At 70.2% G+C, this 22,957-nt stretch carries 16 protein-coding genes, 3 tRNA genes and 1 pseudogene; 10 read left to right on the top strand and 10 right to left on the bottom strand.

From position 1 onward, the window contains the following. Positions 1-97: 97 nt before the first annotated feature. From ACWD3E_RS02895 to ACWD3E_RS02905, 3 genes are all read right to left on the bottom strand, one after another. A complete protein-coding gene (locus ACWD3E_RS02895) occupies positions 98-2,218 on the bottom strand; it encodes a molybdopterin oxidoreductase family protein (protein WP_451385753.1) in 2,121 nt (706 codons plus the stop codon). Positions 2,219-2,328: 110 nt separating this feature from the next. Then, positions 2,329-3,798: a membrane-associated oxidoreductase gene (locus ACWD3E_RS02900; protein WP_451385754.1), complete on the bottom strand. Its 1,470-nt coding sequence runs from the start codon at positions 3,796-3,798 to the stop codon at positions 2,329-2,331. Positions 3,799-3,800: 2 nt separating this feature from the next. After that, a complete protein-coding gene (locus ACWD3E_RS02905; protein ID WP_451385755.1) occupies positions 3,801-4,481 on the bottom strand; it encodes a SanA/YdcF family protein in 681 nt (226 codons plus the stop codon). Positions 4,482-4,657: 176 nt separating this feature from the next. On the opposite strand from ACWD3E_RS02905, the gene ACWD3E_RS02910 reads away from it, so the two are divergent. The 5 genes and pseudogenes from ACWD3E_RS02910 (at position 4,658) to ACWD3E_RS02930 (ending at position 11,632) form a co-directional block, all read left to right on the top strand. After that, positions 4,658-5,512: a sirohydrochlorin chelatase gene (locus ACWD3E_RS02910; protein WP_451385756.1), complete on the top strand. Its 855-nt coding sequence runs from the start codon at positions 4,658-4,660 to the stop codon at positions 5,510-5,512. Between the two features lie 93 nt (positions 5,513-5,605). Beyond that, positions 5,606-6,880, top strand: a complete 1,275-nt coding sequence (locus ACWD3E_RS02915; RefSeq protein ID WP_451385757.1) for a deoxyguanosinetriphosphate triphosphohydrolase — start codon at positions 5,606-5,608, stop codon at positions 6,878-6,880. A 104-nt stretch (positions 6,881-6,984) separates the two neighbouring features. After that, entirely contained in the window at positions 6,985-8,247 is a 1,263-nt protein-coding gene (locus ACWD3E_RS02920; protein WP_451385758.1) for an NAD(P)/FAD-dependent oxidoreductase, read from the top strand. A 119-nt stretch (positions 8,248-8,366) separates the two neighbouring features. Continuing rightward, positions 8,367-10,271: a DNA primase gene (gene dnaG, locus ACWD3E_RS02925; protein WP_451385759.1), complete on the top strand. Its 1,905-nt coding sequence runs from the start codon at positions 8,367-8,369 to the stop codon at positions 10,269-10,271. Between the two features lie 142 nt (positions 10,272-10,413). Further along, positions 10,414-11,632 (top strand): annotated as a pseudogene (locus ACWD3E_RS02930) (RNA polymerase sigma factor). A gap of 63 nt (positions 11,633-11,695) precedes the next feature. On the opposite strand, the gene ACWD3E_RS02935 reads toward ACWD3E_RS02930, so the two are convergent. The 4 genes from ACWD3E_RS02935 to ACWD3E_RS02950 all read right to left on the bottom strand — a co-directional run bounded on the left by ACWD3E_RS02935 (position 11,696) and on the right by ACWD3E_RS02950 (position 17,308). Next, a complete protein-coding gene (locus ACWD3E_RS02935) occupies positions 11,696-13,624 on the bottom strand; it encodes an ABC transporter ATP-binding protein (RefSeq protein ID WP_451385760.1) in 1,929 nt (642 codons plus the stop codon). Further along, complete coding sequence (locus tag ACWD3E_RS02940) at positions 13,624-15,357, bottom strand: ABC transporter ATP-binding protein (protein WP_451385761.1); 1,734 nt, start codon at positions 15,355-15,357, stop codon at positions 13,624-13,626. The genes ACWD3E_RS02935 and ACWD3E_RS02940 overlap by 1 nt, the downstream gene beginning before the upstream one ends. Positions 15,358-15,486: 129 nt before the next feature. Next, on the bottom strand, positions 15,487-16,941 hold the full coding sequence (locus ACWD3E_RS02945; protein WP_451385762.1) for an FGGY family carbohydrate kinase: 1,455 nt from the start codon (positions 16,939-16,941) through the stop codon (positions 15,487-15,489). Positions 16,942-17,002: 61 nt separating this feature from the next. Beyond that, positions 17,003-17,308, bottom strand: coding sequence for a YtxH domain-containing protein (locus ACWD3E_RS02950; RefSeq protein WP_451385763.1), 306 nt, complete (start codon positions 17,306-17,308; stop codon positions 17,003-17,005). A 158-nt stretch (positions 17,309-17,466) separates the two neighbouring features. Between ACWD3E_RS02950 and ACWD3E_RS02955 the strand changes: the two genes are divergently transcribed. From ACWD3E_RS02955 to ACWD3E_RS02965, 3 genes are all read left to right on the top strand, one after another. Then, positions 17,467-17,539 (top strand) — tRNA-Asn (locus ACWD3E_RS02955). A gap of 6 nt (positions 17,540-17,545) precedes the next feature. Then, positions 17,546-17,618, top strand: a tRNA-Asn gene (locus ACWD3E_RS02960). A gap of 188 nt (positions 17,619-17,806) precedes the next feature. Further along, positions 17,807-17,883 (top strand) — tRNA-Ile (locus ACWD3E_RS02965). Positions 17,884-18,006: 123 nt separating this feature from the next. On the opposite strand, the gene ACWD3E_RS02970 is transcribed toward ACWD3E_RS02965, so the two are convergent. Continuing rightward, positions 18,007-19,596 (bottom strand): tyrosine-type recombinase/integrase, encoded by a 1,590-nt coding sequence (locus tag ACWD3E_RS02970; RefSeq protein WP_451385764.1) that lies wholly within the window; start codon positions 19,594-19,596, stop codon positions 18,007-18,009. Between the two features lie 497 nt (positions 19,597-20,093). On the opposite strand from ACWD3E_RS02970, the gene ACWD3E_RS02975 reads away from it, so the two are divergent. Next, on the top strand, positions 20,094-21,059 hold the full coding sequence (locus tag ACWD3E_RS02975) for a recombinase family protein (RefSeq protein ID WP_451385765.1): 966 nt from the start codon (positions 20,094-20,096) through the stop codon (positions 21,057-21,059). Here ACWD3E_RS02975 and ACWD3E_RS02980 read toward each other — a convergent pair. Next, the gene (locus ACWD3E_RS02980) at positions 21,045-21,821 is read right to left on the bottom strand and encodes a hypothetical protein (protein WP_451385766.1); all 777 of its coding nucleotides are present in this window, start codon (positions 21,819-21,821) and stop codon (positions 21,045-21,047) included. The genes ACWD3E_RS02975 and ACWD3E_RS02980 overlap by 15 nt on opposite strands. Then, complete coding sequence (locus ACWD3E_RS02985; RefSeq protein ID WP_451385767.1) at positions 21,822-22,349, bottom strand: hypothetical protein; 528 nt, start codon at positions 22,347-22,349, stop codon at positions 21,822-21,824. A gap of 321 nt (positions 22,350-22,670) precedes the next feature. Between ACWD3E_RS02985 and ACWD3E_RS02990 the strand changes: the two genes are divergently transcribed. After that, positions 22,671-22,841 (top strand): hypothetical protein, encoded by a 171-nt coding sequence (locus ACWD3E_RS02990; protein ID WP_451385768.1) that lies wholly within the window; start codon positions 22,671-22,673, stop codon positions 22,839-22,841. Positions 22,842-22,957 lie beyond the last annotated feature (116 nt).

Genomic DNA, 22,957 nt, shown 5'->3' on the forward strand with positions numbered 1-22,957 from the left:
CGTACGAATGTCACCGTCACTCGTGATCCGGCGACCTTAGCGAGACTAGCGAGACTACGGTCAACGGTGGGGACGGTGTCCAGGAGTTGAACCCAACTCATGACGGAACCGCTACGGACTTCACCACCTCCACCCGCACCGCGCACGACTTGAACTCCGGCATCCGGGAGGTCGGGTCGAGGGCCGGGTTGGTGAGGTTGTTGGCGCGGCCCTCGCCCGGCCAGTGGAAGGGCATGAAGACCGTGTCCGGGCGGATGCCGTCGGTGATGCGGGCGGGCGCCACGGCCCGGCCGCGCCGGGAGACCACCGTCACCGGATCCCCCTCGCCCGCGCCGATACGGGCCGCGAGCCGCGGGTGCAGCTCCACGAACGGGCCGGGCGCGGCGGCGTTCAGCTCGGCGACCCGCCGGGTCTGCGCGCCCGACTGGTACTGCGACACCACCCGGCCGGTGGTCAGCAGCAGCGGGTACTCCTCGTCCGGCTCCTCCGCCGTGGGCCGGTGCGTCACGACCGCGAACCGGGCCCGCCCGTCCTCGGTGGCGAACCGGTCCAGGAAGAGGCGGGGCGTGCCCGGGTGGACCGCCTCGTCGCCGCCCTGTGCCGTCTCCTCCGCGGTCTGCGGGCACGGCCAGAACACGCCGTTCTCCTCCGCCAGCCGCCGGTAGGTGATGCCGGAGTAGTCCGCAGGGCCGCCGGCGCTGGCCCGGCGGAGTTCGCCGAAGACCTCCTCGGGGTCGGTCGGGAAGCCCTTCTCCACGCCCAGGCGGGCGGCCAGACCGTGCAGGACGTCCAGGTCGCTGCGGACGCCGGAGGGCGGGGGGACCGCCCGGCGGCGCAGCAGCACCCTGCCCTCCAGGTTCGTCGTCGTACCCGACTCCTCGGCCCACTGCGTCACCGGCAGGACGACGTCCGCGAGCTCCGCCGTCTCCGACAGGACGACATCGCAGACGGCCAGGAAGTCCAGCGCCTTGACGCGCTCCTCCACATGCGCGGCCCGCGGCGCCGACACCACCGGGTTGGAGCCCATCAGCAGCAGCGCCCGGATGTCCGTGCCGAGCGCGTCCAGCAGCTCGTAGGCGCTGCGCCCGGGGCCGGGCAGGCTGTCCGGGTTGACGCCCCACACCTCGGCCACATGGCGGCGGGCCGCCGGGTCGTCCAGCTTGCGGTAGCCGGGCAACTGGTCGGCCTTCTGGCCGTGTTCGCGTCCGCCCTGGCCGTTGCCCTGCCCGGTCAGACAGCCGTACCCGGACAGCGGGCGGCCCGCCCGGCCCGTCGCCAGGCACAGGTTGATCCACGCGCCCACCGTGTCCGTGCCCTTGGACTGCTGCTCCGGCCCGCGGGCCGTCAGCACCATCGCGGCCTCCGGCTCGCAGAACAGCCTTACCACTTCGCGCAGTTGGGGAACGGACACCCCTGTGATCCGTTCCACGTACTCCGGCCAGTGCGCCATCGCCGCCGCGCGCGCCTCCTCCCAGCCGGTCGTCCGCTCCCGGATGTACTCCTCGTCCGTCCGCCCCTCGGCCACCACCAGGTGCAACAGGCCGAGCGCCAGGGCGAGATCGGTGCCGGGGCGGGGCGAAAGGTGCAGGTCGGCCTGCTCGGCGGTCTTCGTCCGGCGCGGATCGACCACGATCAACGTGCCGCCGTTCTCCCGTAGTTCACGGAAGTAGCGCAGCGACGGCGGCATCGTCTCGGCGAGGTTCGAGCCGACCAGGATCACGCACCCGGTCCTCGGGATGTCCTCCAGCGGGAACGGCAGCCCCCGGTCCAGCCCGAACGCCTTCGTCCCGGCGGCGGCGGCCGACGACATGCAGAAGCGGCCGTTGTAGTCGATCTGCGAGGTGCCCAGCACCACCCGCGCGAACTTGCCGAGCGCGTACGCCTTCTCGTTCGTCAGCCCGCCCCCGCCGAACACCCCGAGCGCGTCGGCCCCGTACCGCTCCCGCGTCGCCCCGAGCCGCTCGGCGACCAGGTCCAGCGCCTGTGTCCAGGACACCGGCACCAGCCGGCCCCCGGACCGCACGAGCGGCGAGGTCAGCCGCGCCCCCGGCGCCAGCACCTCGGCGGCCGTACGGCCCTTGCCGCACAGCGCGCCCCGGTTCACCGGGAAGTCCGCACGCTCGGCCACCTCGACGCCCCCCTGTGGCAGGGACAGGATGTTCATCCCGCATTGCAGAGCGCAGTACGGGCAGTGGGTGGGCGTCGAGGTGGAGTCCATGCAGCCCAGCGTGCGTCGGGCGTGTTACGGCCCCGGGCTGCTCCTGTTACGCCGCCGGGACGGCGACCTCCCCGCCGGGCCGGGCGGGGCGTGAGGTCGCGGTTCCGTGTCTACTGCCGGTTCAGGGAGCGGGTGACGCCCGCCGCGATCGTCGTCGCCAGCACCCAGCCGGTGGCGATCAGCAGATACGACAGCCACTGGTACCCGGCGCGCGGCGCGAACGCCGCCTCCTGGCCGAAGTCGATGATCGGCAGCAGCAGGTCCAGCGTGTAGAAGAGCGGGTTGAACGCGGGCGCCTCGGCCGGCTTGAGCGCGGGCGGATGGTGCAGGGCGAAGGTGAGCGTGCCGGTGCACAGCAGCAACAGCAGCCAGCCCGCGGCCCGCATCGGGCGGAAGCCGTAGCCGACGGCCGCGTCCTGGAGGTAGCCCCACAGCCGGGCGTACGGCGGCAGGGTGCGGCGGTGGCGACGGAGCTTGGCCAGCTGGACGGTGCGCGCGGCGGCGTCGTCGCCCACCGTGCGGTACGCCGTGGTCAGCTGCTCGTACGGGTGGGGAAGGTACCCGGCCGGCTCGCCTTCCAGCAGCGGAAGACGCTGCTCGGCCGGGAGGTGCGGGGTCAGGACGCGGTAGCTGAGCCCGTCGGTCTGCACCTGCCGGGGCCACACCTCGGGCGGCACGTGCAACAGGTCGAGCTGGGCACGGCGCAGATTGACGGCTCCCTCGATGGGCGCGGCCTCCCGCAGCCACAGCTCGCCGACGACACAGCTGCTGGCGCGCAGGGCCTGGCCGTCCGGGTTGGACAGCCGGGCGTAGGCGAGATTGAGCTGACGGGGAATCCGGGCACCGCCCAGATTGACCCGGCCACGGGCCCGCAGCCGCATGGCGTTCAGGTCGGTGCCGACCGTCAGCACCTCGGCGTGCAACGCGGTCTCTCCGGGGGCGTTCAGCTCCGCGTCGTTGAGGTTCACCTGATTGCGGACGACCGCCCCGTTCAAGTGGACCTTGCCGTGCACGACCAGATCCGGGGCCCACACGTCCGTGCCCACCTCGGCGTGGTTGAGCTGGAGCACGGGCTCCTCGGGGACCTCGCCGGGCCTGCCGAGCCGCGCCCCGTCGGCGAACAGCGCTCCGGACAGCTTCGCCCCCTGGAACCGCACCGGCCCCGTGACCCGGCAGCGGGTGATCCGTACGACCCCCTCGGCGCGCAGATTTCCGGCCATCAGCCCCGGCAGCACCGAGTCGCTCAGAATCAGGGCGACGACCTGAGCCCCGTACAGATTGGGCTCCTCCTCGAAGTGGCAGGAGCGCAGGCGGACGGAATGGCCGACCGTGCCGTACATGAGGTTCAGCTTCCCGGTGATCCGCGCGCCCGTCACCCTCAGCCCGGCTATCCGGCCCTCCCGCACCGGCCCGTCCAGCAGCAGCTCCCGCAGCACCTCCGCCCGCAGGGTGCGCTCGGGACCCCACGAGCCGCCCTGCCCGGGGTCCTCGTCGTCGCCCTCCCGGAAGTCGACACCCTCGCCGAGCGGGAAGGCGTCCCGGACGCGGCGCTCGGCCGGCGTCAGGTCCGTGATCTCCATGCTCAGCCCCGCGCCCCCGCCAGCGCCTTCGTGATCCCCTGCTCCCGCGGCCCCAGGAAGGTCGGATCCGGATGGAACACCGCGTCCAGCGCCGCCTTGCCCGCCGCGAAGATCTCCCGGGTGCCGCCGTAGTACCAGGTCGCGTCGTGCTTGTCCTGGACCCCGACGCCGTACGAGTCGACCCCCGCCGCCTCGCACAGCGCGACCGCCCGCCGGATGTGGAAGCCCTGGCTGATGAGCACCGCCCGGTCCACCCCGAAGATCTTCTTGGCCCGCACGCACGAGTCCCAGGTGTCGAAACCGGCGTAGTCGCTGACGATCCGCCGGTCCGGCACGCCGTGCTTCTTCAGGTACGCGCGCATGGCGTCCGGCTCGTCGTAGTCCTTGCGGCTGTTGTCCCCGGTGACCAGCACCACCTCGACCCGGCCCGCCCGGTACAGCTGCGCCGCCGCGTCCAGCCGGTGCGCCAGGTACGGCGAGGGTTCGCCGTTCCACAGACCGGCCCCGAAGACCATGGCGACCTCGGCGCGCGGCGCGTCCGCGGTCGTCCGCAGCCGGTCCGCCGTCGACACGAACAGCCAGGCCGCCGGCAGCAGCGCCAGCACGCACACGGCCATCACGGCCTGCACCAGCCGCCGCTGCCCTCGGCGGGTGCGCGGCAGCCGCGATCGACGGATCTTCATGCGTCCCCCCATTGACCCGGTCCCATGTGAACGGTTGATCGGTTCCGACCATGGAGGACGCGCGGGACGGCGCTCCGGTTCGCCTCACATCCCGCCGCCGTGCGCCGTGAACCCATGGAAAACACTCGTGACGACCGTGCAACGGCGACGCAACCTCCGGCCGTCAGGATCTCCGTATGACGGCGTCGCATCCTCTCCCCGACGGGCCCAGCGTCCACCTGGACAGCACGGCGGACCTCATGAGCGCCATCAGCAGTCGGCTCGCCGACCGGCTCAGGCTCGTCTCGCCGAGCGGCGGGCCCCGCCGCGCCGCGCCCGCCCTCGTACTGGTGGCCCACGGCAGCCGGGACCCGCGCGCGCTGGACACCGTACGCACGCTCATGGAGCGGGTACGCGAGCTGCGCCCCGCGCTGCCCGTCCGGCTGGGCCACATCGAGCTGAACGAGCCGCTGCTGCCCGACACCCTCGCAGCCCTCGGCAGCGCCCCCGCCGTCCTCGTACCGCTCCTGCTCGGCCGCGGCTACCACGTCAAGCAGGACATCCCCGAGATGGCCGCCGCCGCGTCCGCCCGGGCCAGCCTGGCCGCCCCGCTCGGCCCGCACCCGCTCCTCGTGGAGACCCTCTACGACCGCCTGACCGAGGCCGGCTGGCACACGCCCGAGGGCGACGTCGCCCGCCGCTCGACCGCGGTGGTCCTCGCCGCGGCAGGCTCCCGCGACCCCGACTCCGCGACGGACACCCGCCGCACGGCCCGCCTCCTCGCCGACCGCCTCGGAGTCCCGGTCGTCCCGGCGTACGCCTCGGCCGCGACCCCCACGGTGCAGTCAGCGGTGCGCGCCCTGACGGCCCGGGGCCGCCACCGGGTGGCGATCGCGTCGTACTTCACGGCCCCGGGCCGCTTCGCGACACAGTGCGCGGACCAGGCGCCATGGATAGCGGCGGCTCCATTGGGGGCGCACGAGGCGATGGCCCGCTTGGTGGTGCACCGATACGAGGAGGCCTTGGCAGCACGGTCGATCGCAGCTGCCTGAGGGACCATCCGCAGCCGCCCGAATTCCGCACCCGGCAGATCACCGGGCGCCCGGCACCCCCCAATTGTCACTGCCGCCGCTTACTGTCAAAGCATGGAAGGCACCGCACCCGAGAACGCTTACGACCCGACGTCAGTCGAACGCTGGGCCCCCGAACCCGACAAGCGCCCAGGCCGCACCGCCTTCCAGCGCGACCGCGCCCGCATCCTGCACAGCGCAGCGCTCCGCCGCCTGGCCGGCAAGACCCAAGTGGTCACGCCCGGTACACGCAGCCTCGCCTGGGACGCGAGCCCCCGCACCCGCCTCACCCACTCCCTGGAGTGCGCCCAGGTCGGCCGCGAGCTGGGCGCAGCCCTCGGCTGTGACCCCGACCTGGTCGAAGCCGCCTGCCTCTCCCACGACCTCGGCCACCCGCCCTTCGGCCACAACGGCGAACAGGCGCTGAACGAGTTCGCCGACGACTGCGGCGGTTTCGAGGGCAACGCCCAGTCCCTCAGACTCCTCACCCGGATCGAGCCCAAGCGGTTCACCCCGGAGGGCTCCGTCGGCCTCAACCTCACCCGCGCCGCCCTGGACGCCGCCACCAAGTACCCCTGGCAGCGCGGCGCGCACCCCACCGACCCGGCGTCGAAGAAGTTCGGCGTGTACGAGGACGACCGCCCGGTGTTCGACTGGGTCCGCAAGACCGCCCCCGGCACCCGCACCTGCTTCGAGGCACAGGTCATGGACTGGGCGGACGACGTGGCCTACTCGGTGCACGACGTCGAGGACGGCCTGCACGCCGGCCACATCGACCCCAACTGCCTGCACGCCGAGCCCGAACGGCAGGCGGTGTTCGAGGTCGCCATCGGCCGCTACGTCCCCGCGGACACGGACCCCGAGGAACTCGCCGCTGCCCTCGACCGCCTCCAGGACCAGGAGTGGTGGCCGCACGGCTACGACGGCACGGCGGTCGCCCAGGCCCGCCTGAAGGACGCCACCAGCCAGCTCATCGGCCGGTTCTGCCTGGCCGCCGAGGGCGCCACACGCGCCGCGTACGGCAGCGGCCGGCTCACCCGCTACGACGCCGAACTCGTCGTACCCCGCGAGACGCGGATGGAGTGCGCGGTGCTCAAGGCGGTCGCGGACCGGTATGTGATGCAGCGCGCCGAGCAGGAGCGGCTGCGCGCCGATCAGCGGGTGGTCGTGGCGGAGCTGGCGGAGGCGCTCACGGCCCGCGCTCCCGACGGTCTGGATCCGCAGTTTCGGGCGCTGTTCGACGGGGCAGGCGACGACCACGCGCGCAAGCGGGTGATCGTCGACCAGATCGCATCTCTCACCGACGCCTCGGCCCGCTCGCTGCACGCGAGACTTACGGGGCATATGTGAGAGGAAAGTGACCCACCGTGGCCTGATCGGGTCACTCCCTCTTCCCGCAGCACGCTGCGTGCGGGACGCTCGCATGTGGCGGCACCCTTAAGAGGAGGCATCAAGTGGTCGACGCGGATCAGACATTCGTCATCGTCGGAGGCGGCCTCGCCGGAGCGAAGGCGGCCGAGACGCTCCGTGCGGAGGGCTTCACCGGCCGGGTGATACTGATCAGCGACGAACGCGACCACCCCTACGAACGGCCGCCGCTGTCCAAGGGCTTCCTGCTCGGCAAGGAGGAGCGGGACAGCGTCTTCGTGCACGAGCCCGGCTGGTACGCGCAGCACGACGTCGAACTGCACCTCGGCCAGACCGTCGTCGCGATCGACCGCTCCGCGAAGACCGTCCGCCTGGGCGACGGCACCGTCATCCGCTACGACAAGCTGCTCCTCGCGACCGGCGCCGAGCCGCGCCGCCTGGACATCCCCGGCACCGACCTGGTGGGCGTCCACCATCTGCGCCGCCTCGCCCACGCCGAGCGGCTCAAACACGTCCTCGCCTCCCTCGGCCGGGACAACGGGCACCTCGTGATCGCGGGCGCCGGCTGGATCGGCCTGGAGGTCGCGGCGGCGGCCCGCGAGTACGGCGCCGAGGTGACGGTGATCGAGCCGCTGCCCACCCCGCTGCACAGCGTCCTCGGCCCCGAGCTGGGCAACGTCTTCGCGCAGCTGCACCGCGAGCACGGCGTGCGCTTCCACTTCGGCGTGCGGCTCACCGAGATCGTCGGCCAGGACGGCATGGTCTTCGCGGTCCGCACCGACGACGGCGAGGAGCACCCGGCGCACGAGGTCCTCGCGGCGATCGGCGCGGCACCGCGCACCGGCCTGGCCGAGGCGGCGGGCCTTGAGCTGGCCGACCGGGCGCACGGCGGCGGCGTCGCGGTCGACGAACGCCTGCGCACCACCGACCCCGACATCTACGCGGCCGGTGACGTCGCGGCCTTCCCGCTCGACCTCTTCGGCACCAGGATCCGCGTGGAGCACTGGGCCAACGCCCTGAACGGCGGACCGGCGGCGGCGCGCTCGATGCTGGGCCAGGACGTCGTCCACGACCGGGTGCCCTACTTCTTCACCGACCAGTACGACCTGGGGATGGAGTACAGCGGCTGGGCGCCGCCCGGGTCGTACGACGAGGTGGTGATCCGGGGCGACGCGGGCAAGCGGGAGTTCATCGCGTTCTGGATCAAGGAGGGGCGCGTCCTGGCCGGGATGAACGTGAACGTGTGGGATGTCACAGAGCCGATCCAGAAGCTGATCCGCTCCAGGGCCCAGGTGGACACGGAGGCCCTGGCGGACCCGCACGTGCCGCTCGGCAGCCTGGCCTCCTGAACACCGGGGGTGTCGGTCCGGCCCCGTGCTGCAATTCCCGGGGGGCATCCCCCGGACCCCCGGCCGGAGGTCGGCAAGCGCGCCCCAGGAGTGTCAGTTCAGCCCCGTAGAATTCACACGTGGCAGGACGGATCAACGACGAGGACGTGAAGGCGGTACGGGACGCGGTCCCGATCGACGCCGTGGTCTCCGAGTACCTCCAGCTGCGCAACGCGGGCGGCGGCAACCTCAAGGGCCTGTGCCCCTTCCACGACGAGAAGTCGCCGTCCTTCCAGGTCAGCCCGAGCAAGGGACTCTTCCACTGCTTCGGCTGCCAGGAGGGTGGCGACACCATCACCTTCGTCATGAAGGTGGACCACCTCTCCTTCTCGGAGGCGGTCGAGCGGCTGGCCGCCCAGGCCGGCATCACGCTGCGTTACGAGGAGGGCGGGTACAACCCCGCCCACCAGCGCGGCGAGCGCATCCGGCTGGTCGAGGCGCACAAGGTCGCCGCCCAGTGGTACGCCGAGCAGCTCGCCACCAGCCCCGAGGCCGAGACCGGCCGGCTCTTCCTCGCCGAGCGCGGCTTCGACCAGGCCGCCGCCGTCCACTTCAGCGTCGGCTACAGCCCCCAGGGCTGGGACCACCTCACCCGCTACCTGCGCGGGAAGGGCTTCACCGACAAGGAACTGATCCTCTCCGGCCTCTCCCAGGAGGGCCGCCGCGGCCCCATCGACCGCTTCCGGGGCCGCCTGATGTGGCCCATCCGGGACATCGGCGGCGAGGTCGTCGGCTTCGGCGCCCGCAAGCTGTACGAGGCGGACAACGGCCCGAAGTACCTGAACACGCCCGAGACGGCGATCTACAAGAAGTCCCAGGTCCTGTACGGCATCGACCTTGCGAAGCAGAACATCGCCAAGGCCAGCCGGGCCGTCGTCGTCGAGGGCTACACGGACGTCATGGCCTGCCACCTCGCCGGCGTCACGACCGCGATCGCCACCTGCGGTACCGCCTTCGGCGGCGACCACATCAAGATCCTCCGCCGGCTGCTGATGGACAACGGCTCGGCCCGCGTGATCTTCACCTTCGACGGCGACGCGGCCGGCCAGAAGGCGGCCCTGCGCGCCTTCGAGGACGACCAGAAGTTCGCCGCCGAGACATACATCGCCGTCGCCCCGGACGGCATGGACCCCTGCGAGCTGCGCCTGGCCAAGGGCGACGAGGCGGTCGCCGACCTGGTCGAGCCCCGCACCCCGCTCTTCGAGTTCGCGCTCCGCCAGATCGTGGCCCGCTACGACCTCGACACCCCGGCCGGCCGCGCCGCAGCCCTGGACGAGGCCGCCCCGATCGTCGCCCGCATCAAGAACAGCGGCGCCCAGCACGAGGTCGCCGTCGAACTGGCCGGCATGCTCGGCATCCTCGACACCCAGTTCGTGGTCAAGCGAGTGGCCCAGCTGGCCCGCTGGGCCCGCGAACGCGGCGGCAAGGGCGGCCCGCAGCAGCAGCCCCGCGCCCCGCAGCAGCAGTGGGAGGGAGCATCCCGCCCGGCGAACTCCGGCCCGGCTCTCACCCTGCGCAACCCCGTCTACGCCACCGAGCGCGAACTGCTCAAACTCGCCCTGCAGCGGCCCGAGCTGGTGTCGCCCGCGTTCGACGCGTACGGCGTCGACGAGTTCACCGCCCCTCCCTACGCGGCCGTACGCCAGGCGATCGCGGAGGCGGGCGGCGCCGAGTACGGCGGCCAGGACCCGCAGGAGTACCTGGTCCGCGTCCGGGACGCGGCCCCCGACGACACGGTCCGGGCGATGGTGACGGAGCTGGCGGTGGAGGCGATCCTGCGCCGCACGGTCGACGAGGCCTACGCCGGCGAACAGCTCGTCACGGTCCGGCGCCGGGCCGTGACCCGTCGACTCACCGATCTCCAGGGCACCTTGACCCGGCTCGGGCACTCGGATCCGGCGCAGTCGGCCGCCGTCCAGAACGAGATGATGGTCCTCACCAGGTACGACAGGGCGCTGCAGGACGAGGGTCCCTCGGCTCTCTGAGCACCAGGGTCACCAACGGGTCACGGACCGGACGCAAAAAGTCACCGCACGCCCCTCGTAGCGGGGATGTGTCGTACTCCACACTGGGGGCGGTGTCCGAGTCCTCGGAGCGCAGGCCGTCGACTCTGCTCCCGAAGTACCGCTGCCGTACTCCTTGAGCAGCGAACATCCTGGAGGTCGCCCCCGTGCAGACCCAGACCCTCACTCAGACCGACAGCAGCACCGGTGCCACCCCCGGCGAGCCGGACGAGGAGACCGGCGTCGTCGCGGCCGTGCCGCCACAGAGCCGTGGCGCGCATCACCCGGAGACCGCCGAGACGGCCGCGGAGCCGACGGAGCCGCCCGCCGACGCGCTCGCGGAGGACGCCGAGGAGCCCGCGGAGGAGCCCGCGGAGGAGCCCGCCGAGGAGCCTGCCGAGGCGCCGGTCGCCGCCCGGGCCGAGAGCGGGGGTCCCTCCGCCGACCTGTTCCGCCAGTACCTGCGCGAGATCGGCCGTATCCCGCTGCTCACCGCCGCCGAGGAGGTCGAACTCGCCCGCCGGGTGGAGGCCGGCCTGTTCGCCGAGGAGAAGCTGAGCAGCACCCCCGACCTGGACACCCAGCTCGCCATGGACCTGGACCGGCTCGTCGTGCTGGGCCGGATGGCCAAGCGGCGGCTCATCGAGGCCAACCTGCGGCTCGTGGTCTCGGTCGCCAAGCGGTACGTCGGCCGCGGGCTGACCATGCTCGACCTCGTCCAGGAGGGCAACCTCGGGCTCATCCGGGCCGTGGAGAAGTTCGACTACGCCCGCGGCTACAAGTTCTCCACGTACGCCACCTGGTGGATCCGGCAGGCCATGTCCCGCGCCCTCGCCGACCAGGCCCGCACCATCCGCGTCCCCGTGCACGTCGTCGAGCTGATCAACCGCGTCGTACGGGTGCAGCGGCGGATGCTCCAGGAACGCGGCTACGAGCCCACCCCGGACGAGGTCGCCGCCCACCTCGACCTTGCGCCCGAGCGGGTCGGCGAGGTCCTGCGGCTCGCCCAGGAACCGGTCTCCCTGCACGCGCCCGTGGGGGAGGAGGACGACGTGGCCCTCGGCGACCTCATCGAGGACGGCGACGCGGCCAGCCCCGTGGAGTCCGCCGCGTTCCTGCTGCTGCGCGAGCACCTGGAAGCGGTGCTGTCCACGCTCGGCGAGCGCGAGCGCAAGGTCGTCCAGCTCCGCTACGGACTGATCGACGGCCGCCCCCGCACCCTGGAGGAGATCGGCCGGCTGTTCGGCGTGACCCGGGAGCGCATACGCCAGATCGAGTCCAAGACCCTCAACAAGCTCCGGGACCACGCCTTCGCGGACCAGTTGCGGGGTTACCTGGACTGAAAAGCAGGCAGGGGCCGCCACAGTCGCGTGGCGGCCCCTGCCTGCTGGTCGGCTTCTCTGGGCCTAGTCGACTTCCGCCAGCGCCTGCGCGAACTGGGCCTTGTACAGCCGCGCGTACGCCCCGTCCGCCTCCAACAGGTCCGTGTGCGCGCCCTGTTCCACGATCGAGCCGTTCTCCATCACCAGGATCGTGTCGGCGTCCCGGATGGTGGAGAGCCGGTGCGCGATCACGAACGACGTACGGCCGTGCGCGAGTTTGGCCATCGCCTTCTGGATCAGCACCTCGGTACGGGTGTCGACGGAGCTGGTCGCCTCGTCCAGCACCAGGATCACGGGGTCGGACAGGAACGCCCGCGCGATCGTGATGAGCTGCTTCTCACCGGCGCTGACCCCGGTGCCCTCGTCGTCGATCACGGTGTCGTAGCCGTCGGGGAGGGTGCGGATGAACCGGTCGGCGTGCGCCGCCCGTGCCGCCTCCTCGATCTCGCCCCGGGTGACCTCCCGCGAGGCGCCGTACGCGATGTTCTCCGCGATGGTGCCGCCGAACAGCCAGGTGTCCTGGAGCACCATGCCGATGCCGGACCGCAGTTCGTCGCGGGACATCTTCCGGATGTCCACCCCGTCGAGAGTGATCCGGCCGCCCGACACGTCGTAGAACCGCATCAGCAGGTTGACCAGCGTGGTCTTGCCCGCGCCGGTCGGGCCGACGATGGCCACCGTCTGGCCCGGCCGCACCGTCAGCGACAGGTCCTCGATCAGCGGCTTGTCGGGGTCGTAGCGGAACGCCACCTGCTCCAGGTCCACCAGCCCGCGCAGCTCGGCCGGCCGCTCGCCCGGCACCGGGTCCGCCTCCTGCTCCTCCGCGTCCAGGAGTTCGAAGATCCGCTCCGCCGACGCCACACCCGACTGCACCAGGTTCGCCATCGACGCGACCTGCGTCAGCGGCATCGAGAACTGCCGCGAGTACTGGATGAAGGCCTGCACGTCACCGATGGAGAGCGAGCCCGAGGCCACCCGCAGGCCGCCGACGACCGCCACCAGGATGTAGTTCAGGTTCGACACGAACATCATCAGCGGCTGCATGATGCCGCTGTTGAACTGCGCCTTGAACGCGGCCTGGTACAGCGCCTCGTTCTGCTCGGCGAACTGCTGCGCCGACTCCTCCTGGCGCCCGAACACCTTCACCAGGGTGTGCCCGGTGTACATCTCCTCGACGTGCGCGTTCAGCTTGCCGGTGGTGCGCCACTGCTGCACGAAGTGCGGCTGCGACCGCTTGCCGACGCGGGCGGCCACGAAGACCGACAGCGGCACGGTCACCAGCGCGACCAGCGCGAGGATCCAGGAGACCCAGAACATCATCGCGAGCACGCCGATGATGGTGAGCACCGCGTTGATCAGCTGTCCCATCGACTGCTGGAGCGTCTGCCCGATGTTGTCGATGTCGTTGGTCGCGCGGGAGAGCACCTCGCCGCGCTGGCGCTTGTCGAAGTACGACAGCGGCAGCCGGGACAGCTTCGTCTGCACGTCCTCCCGCATCCGGAACATCGTGCGGTTGACGGTCCGGTTGACCAGCCGGGTCGCGATCGCCGTCAGCAGACCGGCCAGCAGGAACGTTCCCGTGGCGAGCAGCAGCACGCTGCCGACGGCACCGAAGTCGATGCCCTTGCCGGGCGTGAAGTCCGTGCTCTGCAGCATGTCCGCGATCGAGCCGCGGCCATGTGCCCGCATGGAGTCGAGCACCTGCTCCTTGCTGGAGCCGGCGGGCATCTGCCGGCCGATGATGCCGGCGAAGACCAGGTCGGTCGCCCTGCCGAGGATCTTCGGGCCGACCACGCTCAGCGCCACGCTGACCACCAGGCACAGCAGCAGCGTGTACAGGGTGAGCCGTTCGGGCTTGAAGTGGGAGAGGAGCCGCTTGCCCGACCCCTTGAAGTCCATCGAGCGCTGGTCCGGGCCGCCTCCGGCCATCATGCGTCCCATGGGCCCGGCCATCAGGCGGCCTCCGCTTCCGTCAGCTGGGAGAGCACGATCTCCCGGTAGGTCTCGTTCGTCGTCATCAGCTCGTGGTGCCGGCCGGAGCCGACCACGAGGCCCTCGTCCAGCACGATGATCCGGTCGGCGTCCCGGATGGTCGCCACGCGCTGCGCGACGATGACGACGGTCGCCTCGGCGGTCTCCTCGGCGAGGGCCGCACGCAGTGCCGCGTCCGTCGCGTAGTCGAGGGCGGAGAAGGAGTCGTCGAAGAGGTAGATCTCCGGGCGCTGCACCAGTGTGCGGGCGATGGCGAGCCGCTGGCGCTGGCCGCCGGAGACGTTGGTGCCGCCCTGCGCGATGGGCGCGTTCAGCCCGCCCTCCAGCTTGCTCACGAAGTCCTTGGCCTGCGCCACCTCCAGCGCGTGCCACAGCTCCTCGTCGGTGGCGTCCGGGTTGCCGTAGCGCAGGTTGGTGGCCACCGTGCCCGCGAACAGGTACGGCTTCTGCGGCACCATCCCGACGGTTTTGGCCAGCAGCTTCGGGTCGACCTCCGAGACGTCGACGCCGTCCACCAGCACCTGGCCCTCGGTGGCGTCGAACAGCCGCGGGACGAGGCCCAGCAGCGTCGACTTGCCGCTGCCCGTGGAGCCGATCACGGCGGTCGTCTCGCCCGGCCGGGCGGCCAGGTCGATGGACTTCAGCACCGGCTCCTCGGCGCCCGGATAGCGGAAGCCCGCGCCCCGGATCTCCAGGTGCCCGTGCCCGCGCAGCTCGGTGACGGGCGCGAGCGGCGGTACGACGCTCGAATCGGTCCCCAGGACCTCCTGGATGCGCTCGGCGCACACCTCGGCGCGCGGCACCATCATGAACATGAAGGTGGCCATCATCACGGACATGACGATCTGCATCAGATAGGCGAGGAACGCGGTCAGGTCACCGATCTGCATCCCGCCGCTGTCGATGCGGTGCGCGCCGAACCACACCACCGCGACGGACGACAGGTTCACCACCGTCATCACGATCGGGAACATCAGCGCGAGCATCCGGCCGGTGGCCAGCTGCATCTCGGTCAGGTCGGCGTTGGCCTTCCCGAACCGCCTCTGCTCGTACTCGTCCCGGACGAAGGCGCGGATCACCCGGTTGCCGGTGATCTGCTCGCGCAGCACCCGGTTCACGGTGTCCAGGCGGACCTGCATGGACCGGAACAGCGGGCGCAGCCGGCGCACGATCAGCGTCACCGAGATGCCGAGCACGGGGACGACGGCGACGAGCACCGCCGACAGCGGCACGTCCAGGCCGAGGGCCAGCACGATGCCGCCCACACACATGATGGGCGCCGACACCATCAGCGTGAACGTCATCAGGGCCAGCATCTGGACCTGCTGTACGTCGTTGGTCGTACGGGTGATGAGGGAGGGCGCCCCGAAGTGACCGATCTCACGTGCGGAGAAGGACTGGACCCGGTCGAAGACGGCCCCGCGCACGTCCCGGCCGAGCGCCGAGGCGGTCCGGGCGCCGTAGTAGACGGCGCCGATGTTGCACACAACCTGGGCCAGCGAGATGCCGATCATCAAGGCGCCCAAGGACAGGATGTAACCCGTGTCGCCCTTCACGACACCGTTGTCGATGATGTCGGCATTGAGGGTGGGCAGGTAGAGGGTGGCGCAGGTCTGCAGGAACTGCAGCGCCACCAGGACGGCTATAGGTTTCTTGTAGGGCCTGAGATAGGTCCGCAGAAGTCGTATGAGCACGCTACGTCTCTCGGAGTCGGCGGTAGGGGCTGGTCGACTGCCCCTGGCCCCTATCGTCGAACACTCCACCGGCGTTACCTCAACCGATTAACCCAATCGGTGTACCCAACCCCCGGGTGATCAGGGGTTTCAGAGACGGAACGCCCCCGGATGGGTCTGCTCGCGCACCGAGACGAACTGCTGCCGCACCGCCTGCCCGACGGGCAGGTCGTCGCCCGGATCCAGGACCTGCGCCGCCGCGCCCTGCCAGGCCGGCGGGGTACGCGGGTCGAGGGCGCCCTGCGACACCCCGAGCGCCCACGCCGCCTGCCGGGCCGCGCCGATCGCCGCGTAGTCCGCGGGCTGCGGTACGACGACCTGGGCGCCGAACAGCGAGGGCGCCGCGGCCTGCACGGCGGACAGCTCGGCGGCCGGGCCCAGCAGGAAGATCCGCCGTACCTCCACACCCCGCCCGCGCAGCACGTCCAGCGCGTCCGCGAGCCCGCACAGCATGCCCTCGAACGCGGCCCGCGCCAGATGCTCCGGCTTCATCGACTCCCGCCGCAGCCCCGCGATCGTCCCGGCGGTGTGCGGCAGATTCGGCGTGCGCTCACCCTCCAGATAGGGGAGGAGGACGAGCCCGTGGGCGCCCGGCGTGGACTTCATCGCCAGCTCGGACAGGCTCTCCAGATCGGGCAGCCCGAGCAGTTCGGCGGTGCCGCGCAGGGTCCGTACGGCGTTGAGGGTCGTCACGACCGGCAGGTGCATGCCGGTGGCGTCGGCGAGGGACGTGATCATCCCGGACTGGTCGGCCAGCGCCTCCGGGTGGACGGCCATCACGGAGCCCGAGGCGCCGAGGGACACGACCGCGTCGCCCAGCCCGAGCCCGAGCCCGAAGGCTGCGGCCATGGTCTCCCCGGTCCCGGCCGAGATCAGCAGCCCCTCCGGGGTCGTACCGGCCGCCTCCGACGGGCCGATCACCTCCGGCAGCAGCGACTGGTGCCCGAGCGCCAGCTCGACCAGGTCGGGCCGGTAGGAGCCGGTGGCCGCGGACCAGTACCCGGTGCCGGAGGCGCCGCCGCGGTCGGTGGTCCGGCGCACGGGCCGGCCCAGCAGCTGCCAGACCAGCCAGTCGTGGGCCTGTAGCAGGGTCGCGGTGCGCAGCGCGTTCTCGGGCTCGTTCTTGGCGAGCCAGCGCAGCTTGGTCACGGGCTGCGCGGCCTGCGGCACACAGCCCACGGCCTGCGCCCAGGCCTCCCGCCCGCCGAGCGCCTCGACCAGGTCGGCCGCGGCGACCTGCGCCCGCTTGTCACCGCCGACGAGCGCCGGGCGCACAGTGGCGCCCTGGGCGTCGAGCGGGATCAGTGCGTTCTGCTGCGCGGAGACGCCGATGGCCTGCACACCCTCCAGCAGTCCGCCCCCGGCGGCCTCGCCCAGGGACAGCAGCCAGGCCTGCGGGTCCACGTCGCTGGGACGCTTCTCGCCGTCCGGCGCCTCGATCGGATGCGGCGCGTATCCCTGCCGTATGACGGCACCGGTGTCCGTGTCACAGACCACGATGCGAGTGAAATCGGGCGAGCTGTCCAACCCGGCGACTATCCCCATAACGAGAATTTTGCAGCATCGTCGTGGGGTTTCCTGCCGTTGGGCGGGTGTGGGTCCGGTGTCAGGTGTTGCTCGTGCCCCAGTCGTCCTCGGGGGTGCCGTCGAGGTTGCGCTCGCGCAGGGAGCGGACACGCTGGGTCACCGATGCGGGGACTCGGTCGCCGACCTTGTGGCTGACCGTGTGGAAGGCCTTGCCGGCGTAGACGCGGCCCTGCTGGGCGGCGGTCTCGGCGGTGTTGCGGACGGCGGGGTTCTGCGCGATCTGGTGAGCGCACTTCTTCAGCTGCTCGTAGCGCTCGCGTCCGGCCCGCGTGCCGAGCACGTAACCGAGGGCGAGTCCGGCGACGAACGTGAGCCGGTAGCGCATGGCGGCCACCCTTCCCTTGTGTAGGTCTCTGGTGCGGCGTCGAGCCGAGGGGAACCGATTGGCGGAGCACCCCCCTGCTTGCGCTAATGTATGTGTCGCAGCGAGCGCACGCCCCCTGGCGAATACCCAGGTAGGTGCGTTCGATGCAAACGAGGCGATCCTCCGTAGCTCAATTGGCAGAGCAGCCGGCTGTTAACCGGCAGGTTACTGGTTCGAGTCCAGTCGGGGGAGCTTCGGTCCTCCGTAGCTCAATTGGCAGAGCAGCCGGCTGTTAACCGGCAGGTTACTGGTTCGAGTCCAGTCGGGGGAGCGCATTGAACGAGGGCCCCTTGGGGGTCCTTTTTCATGTCCGTTTCATGCCCGCCGGAACCGCCGCGCCTGCGGCGATGTCCTCAAGGTCATGAAGCAGCACAGAAGCCGACCATCCGAAGCAGGAGATCGTATGAGCGGCTATGCTGCGGCAGACGGCGCGCACACTTGTACGCGACACGCCGCTATGGGGCGGTAGCTCAGCCGGTTAGAGCAGCGGACTCATAATCCGTCGGCCGTGGGTTCGAGTCCCACCCGCCCCACCACTCACGTGGTTCGAAAAATCGTTCTGACCAGCGTCTTCGCTGGTCGGGAGCGAGTACGGAAGGATCTTGGCGGCCCTTCTCGATCATGGTTTCATGATCGTGAGGACAAATTGAGGACGCAGGTCACGCGGCGGGACGCAATCCCTCGTCCGGCCCATCCTCGTCGGCCTCGGGAGCCTCGTCGGCGCCCTCCTCGGCCTGGCTCTGGGGCTCGTCCTGCTCCTCTTTCGGAGGGGTCTTCTTCTGCGGGGACCGGGGCACGACTGCGCTCGTCGACTCCGCCTCGGCGGTCAGAAGCTGAGGCAGGACGCTCGTGTACGTGTCCGAGGTGATCTGGCGGGAGCTGTGGCCAAGCCGCTCCTGGACCACCTTGATGTCGGCCTTGCCGAGAAGCGCGAGCGTGGCCGACAGGTGCCGCGTGTCGTGCAGGCGGATCGGCGGGAGTCCCGACAGCTCCACGAGCCGGTTGAAGCGTCGGCTGATCCAGTCGGGGTGCAGGGGCTCGCCGTTCTCGTGCGTCCAGACCCGGTTGCTCTCAACCCAGGCGGCTTCGCCGGACCACTGCTCACGCTCCTTGTCCTGGGTGACCTGCCACTCCTCCCACTTCCCGCGCGTCTGGGAGTCGAGGGTGACGGTGCGGACGCTGTCCTGCTTCGGCGCCTCGTCGTACTGCCGGTACGCGATCTCCACGATCTGGGCGGAGATCCGGAACCACGAACCGGAGAGGCTGACCTCCGTCCAGGGCAGCGCGCACATCTCGCCGCGTCGCGGGCCACGGAAGATGAACCCGTGCCACATGCCGCAGAGTCGGTCGTCGGAGATGAAGTCGAGGAACTGGCCGGTCTGCTCCGGGGTCCAGACCATGACGGGGCTGGGCTTCTGGCCGGTCCGCTTCCACTCTTCGACCCGTTCGGGCGTCCAGACCAGAGCCTTGGGGCGCCTGACCGCCGGCAGCTCGACCATGGCCGCCCAGTTGGTCGCGTACTCGCCGCGCTTGATGCCGCTGCCCAGGAACGAGCTGAGGGTGGCGTTGATGCGGTGCATCGTCGCGGCGCTGGTGATCTTCCGCTTGCCCTTGCGTCCCTCACGGAGAGCGGCGTTGGCAGCCAGGTAGGCCCGGCGCGTGGCGCGGCGCTCCTCCTTCTTGCCCGCGGCGCGAACCCACGCCGTGTGGGCGGCGTCGCGCGCCTCCTCCAACTCCACCACCCTGGCGTGGTGAAGCAGCCGCTCGGAGTTCTCTCGCTCGATCGCGTCGTACATCGCCTCGACGTGGCGCAGCTTGAGGTCCCGCCGCTTGATGTGCCCGAGGTGCGGTTCGAGGTAGAGGGTGATGTGCTCCTCATACCCGTGCCGGGTGGTGCGGGCCAGGCCCCTCTTCCTCTTGAGCCAGCTATTCAGGTCCTCGCCCACGGTGGCGTCGCTGAGCACGTCAGCGCCTCCGATGGCGTCGCGGTAGATCTCCTCTGCCTTGGCCTTCGCGTCGTTCTTGGTGGCGAATCCCCCTCGCCGTACGCGCCGACGCTTGCCGCCCTCCCCGGCTTCCAGCTCGAAGTAGAAGTACCAGGTGCCGTGCCCCTTCTGCGGGAGCTTCGGGCAGTTTGCGTCAAGCATGCGCATTTTGGGCTGCCCGTTGGCGTTGAGTATGGGAGCGCCGTCCTCGTCGACGGCCGGTGCCTTGCACGCGCAGCGCCGGTAGTAGCTGGGATCGAACACGAACATCCCCTTCGTGGCTTTCGGTTGTGGATCTTCTGTGCCGGTCCTTGTCGAACCGATGCTCTATCTTGCCCCAACACTCCAGTGTTGGCGTATCCTTAAGTGACGTTGGCGCGGGGGAGAACGCGACAACGGGAATGACAACGAAGGACGCCTCCGTAGGTACGGCCTCCGGGACCAGCCCAATGACCCTGGAGGAACTGCTCGCGCTGCCGCCGACTGTGAACGTCACGACGGCTGCTCGGGTCCTGGGTATCGGTGTGCACAAGGCTTACAACTTGATCAAGGAGGGATCTTTCCCCGTGCAGACGCTCACTCTGGGCAGCACGGTGAGGGTCCCTACGGCTGCGCTCTGGCGAGTGCTCGGAGTGACGCCGCCGCGCAGTGATCATCCGTAGCTTTCACATATCGATTCCTTGGTCACGGCCCTACTCACAGGGCCGTGACCTAGGATCAGGCGGTCGCAGGAGGCGCATGAGAGAAGAACGGACGACCGCATGCCACGGCTCTACGGTTTCGACGACGCGTCGCGTCGTCGGCTGCGTGATGACGAGGTGGGCCCGCTTCGCCAGATGGTGAGCCGAGCGTTGCAGGGCGGCCAGTCCAACGCGGACGTCGCCGTGTGGGCGAATGGTGAGGGCTACAGGGGCACGCTCGGGGGAGAGTGGAAGGACGCGTCGGTCGGACGCCTCTTCCGGAACCCGGCGATTGCCGGACTGCGCTATGACGACGATGGTGAACTCGTCGACGCCGGCCACCCAGGCGCCATCACTCCGGAAGAGTTCAAGGCCCTCCAAGAGCGGGACCAGCGCCGCAAGACGGGTGACGCTGCCCCGCCCTACGACTACCTCCTGGTGGATGGCGCCAGCACGTGCGGCAAGTGCACCTGGGCGCTTCAGGGGGCACGCACGAACGCCGGGACGCCCGGGTACCGCTGCCGTCCAAAGGACAAGGATGGCCGCGGTGGCTGCGGTGAAGTCCGCATCGATGGCGAACTCCTGGAGAACTACGTCGGCGAGTACGTCGTGGCCGAGCTTCTCAAGCCCGGCATCCGCGACCAGATCCTCAAGGCTCAGGCTGCCGTCCGCGCCCAGATCGAGAAGATGAAGGCAACCATCGAAGACTTGGAGGGCCGCCGCGGTGAAGCGGCGACCCTCTACGGTCAGCGGCAGATCAGCAGCGATGCGTTCGTGGCCGCCGATCGCGAGATCACGGCCAACCTCAAGGACACCCGATCGCGCCTGCGGTACGCCGAGCAGATGGCGGACTTCTCCCTCGGCAACGCCAAGGACCTGGTGCGGTGGTGGAACACGGCGCCGTCCGCGTCCAAGAGAGCCATCGTGAGGTTGTTCCTGGAGAACATCGAAGTGTTCCCCGCGAGGGCCCGAGGAGTGCGCACCGTTGAGCCTGGCAGGGTGGTCCTGCACTGGCGCAAGCTGCCTGGCCTGTCAGACGCCCGCTGAAACGGACGCCTTGCGCAGTGCGATGCGCCTACCGACCATCGCCATGGTCAGGCCCGAGATGAGCGCGATGGTGGCGAGACCGGCGAGGGCGGGCGAGACGATCTCCTCTGCGCCCAGCGACCACGGGTGGCCGAGGTAGTGGGTCACCAGGTATGAGCCCTTGCTGGCCGCGTACGCGACACCCAGGATGGCTGCTGCGGCCGACATGCCCAGGCCACGCGCCGACCAGACGTGTCCGCTCCGTCTCGCGGACAGAGCCATACCGGAGCAGAGGAACGCGATCTCGCCGCACGTGATCGCCACGTAGGCGAGGTAGACCATGAGGTAGACGGTGACGCCTGGAACTGTGGCGTACTCCGTCGTGAACTCAATGCTCTCGCCCGTGGTCTCGACGAACAGCGGCAGCATCGCGGTGAGTACGCAGACAGCGAACGCGATGCGTGCGTACAGGCTGGCTTTCAGCACCTCGTGGTTGTACGACCAGTCGACGAGCATGAGCTGAAGGCTGCCGCACCAGAGCACGGCGCAGAAATGTGCTCCGAGCTTGGCAGCGTTGTTCATGCCGGTCATGGACTCGACGAGATCTTCGACCGGGGGTATGGCGAAGATGACCCCGACTGTGCAGACGCCGAATGCCACGGTGCGGGCGAAGCGGGCGATGCGGTAGTCGTTCCGGCTGCGCTGGCGCCAGGCTTCCCTGGCGGAGAGCACTGTGCCCGCTATGCCAAAGAGCGCGCACAAGCCGAAGACGATGCCGTCCATTCACGTTCCTTCCAGATCAGAGACCGCCCGTTCTGCCGCTTCGGTGAAGCTGAGCCGCCGTCGCCGGCCTGGCCGCGGTGGTTCAGCGGCAGGCGGCATCGGTTCGGGAACCTCGGGGACGGTGAGATCGGTACGTCCGTGACGTAGTCGAATCTCACGAGCGGCCTCAAGGAGTTCAGCGGCCCCAGCCTCGCCCAGGTCGTGGACCAGCCGAAGCGCCTCACGGACGTCTTGTTGCTCCTCATAGACCGACAGAGAGGTCAAACCGTTGTAACCGGGCAGTAGGAAAGCTACCGGACAGTCGAATGCTCGTGCGAGTCCCCGCAGTTGCGAGAGTGAAGGGTTCGACTTGACGCCGTTCAGTAGGTCGTTCACAACCTGGTGGGTCATCGCAGGCCGCTCTCCGGGCCCCTCAGCTGTCGCGGCGGCCAGCGCGCGGGTGCTCGGGGTCTTGCCCTCCGCCTCGGCCTTGCGGCGCAGCAGCAGGGCGAGCTTGCTGGCGAGGGGGACATCCGGGCCGGATGGCATGGTGCTGGGTGCTCCTTCGGCGGTGCGGGAGGCCCGGAAGGGGGGCGGGCAGGTCGGGCGGTGTGACGAGCGAGACTCTCAGTACAGCTTAATGTCTATGTTGGTTGACATTAGGCTGAGCTGCGAAGCAAGATCTGTTAGACCATCAGTACATCGCGTTACACAGCATGCGGGCCCCCACGCTTCTTCCGCTCTCCAGGCTGCGAGATTGTGACCGGCGCCCCCCAACCGCTCGATGTGTGCCGCGAGATTTGCTGTGTGGGGATCTAAGCGGTCGCCGCTCGTTGAGGAGGCGGAACGCTGCAACGCGGGGAGGAACGGGTGGGGATCGAACTGGGACGAGTGCTGGCCCGGTTGGAGGAGTCCGAAGGTGTGGAGAACGTCGCCCTGGATGACGAGTCGGCTCACGAGGTGCTGGGGGCCCTGTCGATCGTCGACCCGAAGCGTGTCGAGCGCGGGGTGGAGTGTCTTAGCGGCGCCGTCGCAAGCTGATGCACTGAGATGGTTACGGGACGCGGGACCCCGCTCGGGGCCCGCGTCCACGCGTTTGACCTGCAAAAACTTCTCGAAAAATGTGGACCCCTCCCCGCAATGCATATAGAATAGAA

Source organism: Streptomyces sp. NPDC002676, from assembly GCF_053592455.1.